Below are 10901 nucleotides of genomic sequence, written 5' to 3' on the forward strand. Positions count from 1 at the left end.
GCTCGTCGCGCGCGTCCATGAACGACGCCAGACGACCCGCCTGCGCCCGCAGTGCCTCCTCGCTCTTGCCCGACACCACCCACGGCACCACACCCACGGCCGAACCGGTATCACCGGCCTCCGGCTCCGCGACCTGCGGCCCCTGCTCCAAAATCATGTGTGCGTTGGTGCCGCTGATCCCGAACGACGACACCCCCGCCCGACGCGGACGACCCATGTCCGGCCAGTCCATCGTCTCGGTCAGCAGCTCCACCGCGCCCGAGGCCCAGTCCACATGCGACGACGGCTCGTCCACGTGCAACGTCTTGGGCAGCACCCCGTGCTGGAGAGCCATGACCATCTTGATCACGCTCGCCACACCCGCCGCCGACTGCGCGTGACCGAGATTCGACTTGATCGACCCCAGCAGGATCGGTCGCTCCTCCGGCCGGTCCTGACCATAGGTGGCCAGCAGCGCCTGCGCTTCGATCGGGTCACCCAGCGTCGTACCCGTGCCGTGCGCCTCGACCACGTCCACCTCGGAGGGAGACAGCCCGGCGACAGCAAGCGCCTGACGGATCACCCGCCGCTGCGAGGGGCCGTTCGGCGCGGTCAGACCGTTGGACGCGCCGTCCTGGTTGATCGCCGACCCGCGAACGATCGCGAGCACCTGGTGACCGTTACGCTGGGCGTCCGACAGCCGCTCCAGCATCACCAGGCCGACGCCCTCGGACCATCCGATACCGTCCGCCGAGTCGGAGAACGCCTTGCAGCGGGCATCCTGCGCCAGGCCGCCCTGCTCACCGAACTCCGCGAACGCCGCGAGAGTCGTCATCACCGTCACACCGCCGGCGAGGGCCAGGGAGCACTCCCCGTTGCGCAGAGCCTGTGCCGCCATGTGGATGGTCACCAGCGACGAGGAGCACGCGGTGTCCACCGTCACCGCCGGACCCTCCAGCCCGAAGGTGTAGGAGATCCGGCCGGAGGCCACGCTACCCATCAGGCCGGTCATGATGTAACCGAGAGACTCCTCCCCGGGCGTGTAGCCCGAGCCGGAGGCACCGATGAAGACGCCGGTCTCACTGCCGCGCAACGAGTCCGGGTCGATGCCCGCGCGTTCGAGGACCTCCCAGGCCGTCTCCAGCAGCAGCCGCTGCTGCGGGTCCATCGCGAGCGCCTCACGCGGTGAGATCCGGAAGAACTCCGCGTCGAACCCGGGGGCGTCGGAAACGAACCCGCCCTTCAGGCCCAGAGCGCTGAACCCTTCCCATCCGCGACCGGCCGGCAGCGGGGTCATCACGTCCTGCCCCTCGACGACCAGCCGCCACAGATCCTCCGGAGAGCTCACCTCTCCGGGGTAGCGGCAGGCCATCGAGACGATGACGATCGGGTCGTCCCCGACCGAGACCGTGGCCACCGGCAGGATGGCGTCGCCGTGCGCGCCGAGCACCTCGCTCAGCAGATACTCACCGAGCACGGCGGGGGTGGGGTAGTCGAAGACGAGGGTGGAGGGCAGCCGCAGCCCGGTGGCCACGTTGAGGCGGTTGCGCAGTTCGATCGCGGTCAGCGAGTCGAAGCCCAGCTCGCGGAACTCCCGTCTGACGTCCACCGCCGTGGAGTCGGGGTGTCCGAGGACCGCAGCGGCCTGACCGCGGACCAGATCGGTCATGAACCGGGTCCGGTCGGTCTGCGTCAGCCCGGCCAACTGCCGCACCAACGCTCCCTCATCGGCCGCACGCGCCACCGCCGCCGTACGGCGGGTGCCGCGCACCAGGCCGCGCAGCAGCGGCGGCACCAGCTGAGCGGGCATCGCCGGTAGGTTCAGCAGGACCGGAAGCACCAGCGGTGCGTCCGACCCCAGGGCCGCGTCCAACAGCGCCATACCCTGCTCGGTGGTGATCAGCGGCAGTCCGGCCGAGGTGATTCGCTGCACGTCGGCCTGCGACATGGCCCCGGTCATCCCGGTGGCCTGCGCCCACAAACCCCAGGCCAGCGACAGCCCCGGCAGTCCCTGCGCCCGGCGCCGCGCCATCAACGCGTCCAGCCAGGCGTTCGCCGCCGCGTAGTTACCCTGACCCGCGTTGCCCATGACCCCGGCGAACGAGGAGAACACCACGAACCCGGCCAGGTCCTGGGTGAGCTCGTGCAGGTGCCAGGCTGCGTCGACCTTCGGCCGCAGCACGGTGTCCAGCCGCTCCGGCGTCAACGAGGTGATCGTCCCGTCGTCCAGCACACCCGCGGTGTGAATCACCGCGGTCAGCGGATGCTCCTCCGACACCCCGGCCAGCAGACCGGCCACCGCGTCCCGGTCGGCCATGTCGCACGCGGCGACCGTGACCTCGACCCCGTGCGCGATCAACTCCGCCTGCAACTCCACCGCACCCGGAGCCTCCAGACCCCGGCGGCTGACCAGCAGCAGATGCCGCATCCCGTGCTCGGCCACCAGATGCCGGGCCACCTCCGCACCCAGACCACCCGTACCGCCAGTGATCAACACCGTGCCCTGCGCGTCCCAGACCCGGGGCATCGTCAGCACAAGCTTGCCGGTGTGCCTGGCCTGGCTCATGAACCGGAACGCCTCCCGGCCCCGCCGCACATCCCACGCCGTCACCGGCAACGGCCGCAACTCACCCGCCGCGAACAACTCCATCAACTCGCCCAGCATCTGCCGCAGCCGCTCCGGCCCGGCATCCGCCACATCGAACCAGTGATATTTCAATCCCGGGAAGCTCTCCTGGTCGCGGATGTCGAGTTTGCCCAACTCGATGAACCGGCCACCCGGACGCAGCAGGCGCGCCGAGGCGTCGATGAACTCACCCGTCAACGAGTTGAGCACCACATCGACGCCCCGCTCACCGCACACCGCGCGGAAGCGCTCCTCGAACTCCAGGGTGCGCGAGGAGGCGATGTGGTCGTCCGGGATGCCCAGGGAACGCAGTACCTCCCACTTGGCCGGACTCGCGGTCGCGAAGACCTCCACCCCGAGCCGCTGCGCCAGCTGGATCGCCGCCATCCCGGTCCCACCGGTGCCCGCGTGCACCAGCAGCCGCTCGCCTTCCCGCAAGCCGGCCAGATCCATCAGCCCGTAGTAGGTGGTGAGGAACGCCACCGGGATCGTCGCGGCCTGCTCGAACGAGCAGTGATCGGGAATCTTCACCAAGATCACGGCTTCGGCGACGACCACCGGTCCGAACCCGCCATCGGCCAGCCCCATCACCCGATCCCCCGGACGCAGGTCCTCGACGCCAGGGCCGACCTCAAGGACCACCCCGGCGACCTCACTGCCCATCAGGCCGACCTTGTCCTGGAACCACCCCAGCGCGTTCAACCCGTCCAGCAGGTCACGGAAGTTCACCCCCGCCGCCCGCACCGCCAGCCGAACCTGACCGGCCTCCAGCGGCTCGGCCGCCTGCGGGAACGGAAGCAACTCCAACGCGTCCAGGCTGCCCTTGGCCCGGCTGCCCAACCGCCACGAACCCGCACCGGCCGGAGGCAACAGACCCGCACCCGAGGTCAGCGACGCCAACCTCGGCACCCGCACCCCACCCTCGCGCACCGCTACCTGCGGCTCATCCAGTGTCGGCATCGCGAGCAGTACGTCGCGCAAAGCAGCGAGCGAGGAATCCTGATCATCCAGGTCGACCAGCACGAACCTGCCCGGATTCTCCGACTGCGCCGACCGCATCAGCCCCCACACCGTCGCGGCCGCCAGGTCGGTGATCGCCTCGCTCTCGCTCACGGCCACGGCGCCCCGCGTGACGAGCACCAGTCGCGAATCGGCACACCGCTCATCGGCCAGCCACTCCTGCAGCAGGCCCAGCACCCCGGCCGTCACCGCATGCGCCGAGATCGCCTCGTCCCCGGCCTGATCGACCCAGACCTCGGCCAGCACCACGTCGGGCACCGGCCCCGCCTCGGTCAGTGCCGACAGATCACGGTGAACCGCGACCGGCTGGTCGGCCGACTTTCGCACTTCGGCAAAGCCCAGCGGGTCGGGCTCGCACCCCGCAAAACCGACCACTGCCACCGGCACCACATCGACCATGGAAAGCTCCGGCAGCGGAGCCCAGTCCAACCGGAACAACCCGTTCCCCGCCGTCGCCTGCCCGCCATCGGCGGCGGCGAGTTGGTCGGGCGAGAACGGGCGCAGCACCAGCGAACGCGCCGACAGCACCGGCTCCCCGGCAACGTCCACCGCGACCAGCGACACCGAGTCGGCAGCGGTCCGGCTCAGCCGCACGCGCAGCATCGCCGCCCCGGTGGCGTGCAGGCTCACCTCTGCCCAGGAGAACGGCAACCGCGTCCCCACCTCGTCGTCCAGTCCGGCGAACGTCGAGGCGTGCAACGCCGCGTCCAGCAACGCCGGGTGCACCCCGAACGCATCCGCACCCGACAGCGCCTGCTCGGGCAGGGCGACCTCGGCGAACACCTCGCCCCCCTCGCCCCACCAGGCCGCTCGCAACCCTTGGAACACCGGGCCGTACGCGAGCAACCCCTCGGCCAGCCGGTCATAGAAACCGTCCAGCCCGATCGCGGTCGCACCGGCCGGCGGCCACACCGCCGTGTCGAACGGCACGACGGCCCGGCCACCCGTGGCGAGCGTGCCGGTGGCGTGCCGCACCCACGGCACCTCCTCGGCCGCGTCCGCCGAACGGGCGTACACGTTCACGCTCCGGCGACCCGACTCCTGAGCCGCGCCCACCCACACCTGCACCGCGACGGCGTCGCTCTCACCCAGCACCAACGGCGCGACCAGGGTCAGCTCCTCCACCACGTCACACCCGACCTGGTCACCGGCACGCACCGCCAGCTCAAGGAAACCGGTGCCGGGGAAGAACACCATTCCGGCGACCGCGTGATCGAGCAGCCACGGATGTGAACGCAACGACAACCGTCCGGTCAGCAGCACCCCATCCGAGTCGGCCAGGCCCACCGCCGCGCCCAGCAGCGGATGATCCGTCGCGGCCAGTCCCGCCGCAGCCACGTTTCCGGCCCCGGATCCCGTTCCCTCGGGCCAGAACCCCTGATGTTGGAAGGCGTAGGTGGGCAGGTCCACCCTGCGGCCGCCCGGCAGCACCTGCTGCCAGTCCACCGTCACACCGCGCACGAACAGCTCCGCCGCCGACGTCAGCACCCGCTCCAGGCCGCCCTCGTCACGGCGCAACGTGCCGGCGATCACGGTGGTGGCGTCGGTCTCGTCCACGCACTCGCCGATGCCGACCGTCAGCACCGGATGCGGACTCACCTCGACGAACACCCGATACCGCTGCTCCAGCAACTCTCCGATCACCGGAGCGAAAGCCACCGTGCGCCGCAGATTCTCACACCAATACCCGGCCCCCAGCTCCGGACCCTCCACCCACTGACCCGTCACCGTCGACAACATCGGCACCCGCACCGACTGCGGCGCCACCCCCACCAGCACCCCGGCCAGCTCCTCGGCGATCAGATCCACCTGCGCCGAATGCGAGGCGTAATCCACCGCGATCCGCCGCACCCGCACCCCCTCAGCGGAAAGACTCTCGATCAACTTCTCCACGGCTTGAACCTCACCGGCCACCACCACCGAGTTCGGACCGTTCACCGCCGCCACCGACACCCCCTCGATCAAAGCGGCCTCAACCCGCTCGACCGGGAGCGCGACCGACGCCATCGCCCCCAACCCAGCCAGCCCACGCCCGATCACCTGACTGCGCAACGCCACCACCCGGGCGCCATCGGACAACGACAGGCCACCGGCCACCACCGCCGCCGCGATCTCCCCCTGCGAATGACCCACCACCGCATCCGCACGAACCCCCAACGACTCCCACACCGCCGCCAACGACACCATCACCGCGAACGACACCGGCTGCACCACATCCACCCGATCCAGCCCCGGCGCACCCTCCACCTGCCGGATCACGTCCAGCAGCGACCACTCCACGAACGGCTCCAACGCCGCCGCACACTCAGTCATCCGCCCGGCGAACACCGCCGACTCCTCCAACAACCGCGCACCCATCCCCACCCACTGCGCCCCCTGACCCGGGAACACCCACACCGACTTCCCAACCACATCCGCCACCCCGGACACCACACCCGCCGTGGGCTCACCCGAAGCCACCGCACCCAACCCCGCCAGCAAACCCTCACGATCCCCGCCGACCACCACCGCACGGTGCTCGAACACCGACCGCGACACCACCAGCGAGAACGCCGTATCCACCAGTGCCACCTCACGATGGCCCTCCACATGCGAGACCAGCCGCTCGGCCTGCGCCCGCAACGCCTCACCCGTACGACCCGACACCAGCAGCGGAACCACGTCGGCGGCCGGCGGCCGTGCCTCCGGAGCGCCTTCTCCCTCCGGCGCTTCCGGCCCCTGCTCGAGAATCACGTGCGCGTTCGTACCGCTGACCCCGAACGACGACACACCCGCCCGGCGCGGACGACCCGTCTTCGGCCACTCGGCCGACTCGGTCAGCAGTTCCACCGCGCCCGCCGACCAGTCCACGTGCGAGGACGGCGCGTCCACGTGCAGCGTCTTGGGCAGCACCCCGTGCCGCATCGCGAGCACCATCTTGATCACACCGGCCACACCGGCCGCCGCCTGGGTGTGGCCGAGGTTCGACTTGATCCCCCCCAGCAGCAGCGGACGCCCCTCGTCCCGGTCCTGACCGTACGTCGCGAGCAGCGCCTGCGCCTCGATCGGGTCACCCAGGACCGTGCCGGTGCCGTGCGCCTCGACCGCGTCCACCTCGGACACCGAGAGCCCGGCCCCGGCCAGCGCCTGACGGATCACCCGTCGCTGCGAGGGACCGTTCGGCGCCGTCAACCCGTTCGACGCACCGTCCTGGTTCACCGCCGAACCCCGCACCACCGCCAGCACCTGGTGGCCGTTGCGGCGCGCGTCCGACAACCGCTCCAGCACCAGCATGCCCACACCCTCGGACCAGCTGGTGCCGTCCGCGCTGTCGGAGAACGCCTTGCACCGGCCATCGGGCGCCATCCCGCCCTGCGCGCTGAAGCCGACGAACACCATCGGCGACGTCATCACCGTGATGCCACCGGCCAGCGCGAGCGAGCACTCCCCCGACCGCAGCGCCTGTACCGCGAGGTGCAGTGTCACCAGCGACGACGAGCACGCCGTGTCCACCGTCACCGCGGGCCCCTCCAGGCCCAGGGTGTAGGACAGGCGGCCCGACAGCACGCTGGCTCCCAGACCGGTGACGCCATGGCCCTGAAGATCCACCCGAGTGCTCATGATCAGGTTCATGTAGTCCTGACCGTTGGTGCCCACGAACACCCCGGTGGAACTGCCCTTCAGCGAGGCCGGGTCGATCCCGGCCCGCTCGACCGCCTCCCACGTCGTCTCCAGCAGCAGCCGCTGCTGCGGGTCCATCGCGAGCGCCTCACGCGGCGAGATCCCGAAGAACCCGGCGTCGAACCCCGCCACATCCGCCAGGAACCCGCCCTGGACCTCGCCACCCGCGCCGTCGGATCCCAGCTCCGACGACATCCCCAGGTCCCAGCCCCGATCGGCCGGGACCGGCGAGATCGCGTCCTCACCCTCGGCCAGCAACCGCCACAAATCCTCAGGAGAGGCGACTCCACCTGGAAAGCGGCATGACATCGACACGATGGCGATCGGCTCACGCTTGCCCGACTCCACCTCTTCGAGCCGTCGGCGGGTCTCGTGCAGATCGGTGGCGACCGACTTCAGGTAGTCAACGAGCTTCAGGTCTTCCGACATGGGAGAAGCCCTCCAGGCTATTCGCGTATGAGCCGGGACATCACAGGTCCTTGAGGCGACCCAGTTCGTTTTCGATGAAACCGAGGATGTCCTTGGTACTCGCCGAGTTGAGCACGTCGGCGACAGCGATTTCACTAGTTTCCGTGCTGCTCTCGCTCATCTTCGCCAGCAGCTGCCGCAGCCGGGTGACGATGCCGTTCCGGGCGAGATCGTCGAGCGCGGTGTCGGAAAGAGCGGTCTCGAACCGGTTGAGATCGGCCAGCAACGACAACTCCGTGGCCTTGTTCGCTCCGGGCGCGATCTCCTCCAGGAGGTGTTCGGCGAGGCTGGCCGGGGTCGGGTAGTCGAAGATGAGAGTGGCGGGCAGTCGCAGTCCGGTGGCCGCATTGAGCCGGTTGCGCAGTTCCACGGTGGTGAGGGAGTCGAAGCCCAGTTCGCGGAACTCTCGTCCCGGCTGGATCGCGTCCAGCGACTCGTGTCCCAGCACCACCGCCGCCTGCGTGCACACCAGGTCCATCATGAGCCGGACCTGCTCGGTGTGCTCCAGGCCGGCGAGCCGCTTCACCAGCTCCGCTTCCCCGCCCGCGAGGACCGAGACCGCCGAGCGACGCCCAGCGCGGACCAGGCCCCGCATCAGATGCGGCACCTCGCCCATCGCCCGCAGCGCCGACAGCTCCAGCCGTACCGGCGCCACCGCCGCCCGGCCCGACTCGACCGCGGCCTCGAACGCCGCGAGCCCCTGCTCGGCCGAGAGCGCCGGCATCCCTGTCCGGTTGATCCGCCGCATCTCGATCTCGCCCAGTGTGCCGGTCATTCCCGCGTCCTGGGCCCACGCGCCCCACGCCAACGACAGCCCCGGCAGTCCCGCGGCCCGGCGTACCTGAGCCAGCGCGTCCAGGAACACGTTCGCCGCCGCGTAGTTGCCCTGACCAGGCGCTCCCAGCACACCGGCGAACGAGGAGAACATTACGAATCCGGCCAGGTCCATGTCCTGGGTGAGCTCGTGCAGATGCCAGGCGGCGTCGACCTTGGGACGCAGCACCGCACCCAGGCCCTCCGCCGTCAGCGACGGGATCGTCCCGTCGGCCAGCACACCCGCGGTGTGGATCACCGCGGTCAGCGGGTGCTCGTCGTCCACCTGCGCCAGCAGGGCCGCCACCTGATCCCGATCGGCCATGTCACAGGCCGCGATCGTGATATCGACCCCGTGTGCGATCAGCTCGGCCTGCAACTCCACCGCACCGGGAGCGTCCAGGCCCCGGCGGCTGGTCAGCAGCAGACGCCGCACCCCACGCTCGGCCACCACGTGCCGCGCGAACAACGCACCCAGACCACCCGTACCACCGGTGATCAGGACGGTTCCCTCCGGATCCCAGACCCGGCCGCCATCCTCACCGGAGTCGTCACCGAACGCCTCTGCCACAACATCCCCGGGCAGTACCCGTGCCAGGCGCGGAACCCGCACCTCGCCCCCGCGCACCGCCGTCTGCGGCTCTTCGGACACCAACCTCCCCGGCAGCACCGACAGCGGGGATTCCTCGTCCACGTCGACCAACAGGAACCGGCCCGGGTTCTCCGACTGCGCGCTGCGCACCAGGCCCCACACCGCCGCGGCCGCCGGATCGGTGACCACTTCGCTGTCACCCGCCGCGACCGCGCCCCGGGTGAGGAACACCAGCCGCGACTCGGCGAACCGGTCATCGACCAGCCACCCCTGCAGCAGGTCCAGAACGTGGGCGGTCAGCGCATGCGCCGACTCCACCATCCCGGCCGCCGACTCGGAGATCACCTCCGCGAGCACCACCGTCGGCACCGGACCCGCCTCCACCAGCGCGGGCAGATCCGCATGCACCGCCACCGCATCCCCGGCCTCCCGCAACGCCGGAGCCACACCCAGCGCATCCGCACCGAGCACCGCCACCGACATTCCGTCGACCTCCGTCACAGCACCCGCGGGCGTCCACTCCACCCCGAACAACGACTCCCAGCCCGCCCCGGCACCATCGGAAACCCTGAGCCGCTCGACCTCGACCGGCCGCAACACCACGTTGCGCGCCGACACCACCGGACCACCGGCGGCATCCACCGCGCTCAGCGACACCGCATCCGGGCCCGTCCTGGCCAGCCGCACCCGCAGCACCGACGCCCCACCGGCGTGCAGGCACACCTGCTCCCACGAGGACGGCAACCGGCCACCCTCCACCGGCTCCAGCCCGGCGAAGGCCACCGCGTGCAGCGCCGCGTCCAGCAGAGCCGGATGCACCCCGAACGAACCCGCACTCGACACCGCCTGCTCCGGCAACGCCACCTCGGCGAACACCTCGCCCTCGGCGCCGCGCCAGACCTCCCGCAGCCCCTGGAACACCGGCCCGTAGACGAAGCCGTCCTCGGCCAGTTCCTCGTACAGCCCGTCCACCTCGATGGCGGTCGCCCCCTGCGGAGGCCAGACGGACGCGTCGAACGGCGCGACCTCCGCCACTTCGGTCGCGAGCGTTCCGGTCGCGTACCGCGTCCACGCCACTTCCTCGGCCGCCTCCGCCGAACGGGCGTACACACTCACGCTCCGGCGGCCCGACTCCTGCGGAGCCCCCACCGACACCTGCATCGCGATCGTGTCCCGCTCACCCAGCACCAGCGGCGTGATCAGGGTCAGCTCCTCGACCGCCTCGCAGCCGACCTGGTCACCGGCACGCACCGCCAGCTCCACGAACACCGAACCCGGCACCACCGCCGAGCCCGCCACCACGTGGTCGGCCAGCCACGGATGCGACGAGAGCGACAACCGCCCTGTCAGCACCACCCCATCGGAGTCGGCCAGCCCGACCGCGGCGCCCAGCAGCGGATGATCCGTCGCGGCCAGTCCCGCCGCCGCCACATTCCCCGCACCCGCACTGCCCTCGGGCCAGAACCGCTGGTGCTCGAAGGGATAGGTCGGCAGATCGACCCGGCGCCCACCCGGCAGCACCGAGCGCCAGTCCACCGGCACCCCGTGCACATGCAGCTCGGCCAGCGCCGCCATGGACGCCGCGTGCTCGTCCCGGCCCTTGCGCAGCACCGGCACCAGCACCGTGGGCAACTCGTGCGCCTGTGCCTCCGGGTCGGTCGTCAGCGTGTCCTGGGCCATCGCGGTCAGCACCCCGTCGGGGCCGAGCTCCAGATACGCCCGCACACCCTGCGCCTGCAACGT

The 10901-nt window shown here is 70.7% G+C and carries 2 protein-coding genes; both read right to left on the reverse strand.

Going from position 1 to position 10901, the window contains the following annotated elements:
• Positions 1 to 7714: SDR family NAD(P)-dependent oxidoreductase (locus tag AB0B96_RS40530; protein ID WP_362907603.1), on the reverse strand; the 7714-nt coding region annotated here is incomplete at its 3' end.
• Positions 7715 to 7754: 40 nt separating this feature from the next.
• A partial coding sequence (locus AB0B96_RS40535) for an SDR family NAD(P)-dependent oxidoreductase (RefSeq protein WP_362907605.1) occupies positions 7755 to 10901 on the reverse strand: 3147 nt, incomplete at its 5' end.

Origin of the sequence: Streptosporangium sp. NPDC049046 (assembly GCF_040649155.1) — a bacterium.
In the GTDB taxonomy this organism is placed as follows: Bacteria; Actinomycetota; Actinomycetes; order Streptosporangiales; family Streptosporangiaceae; genus Streptosporangium.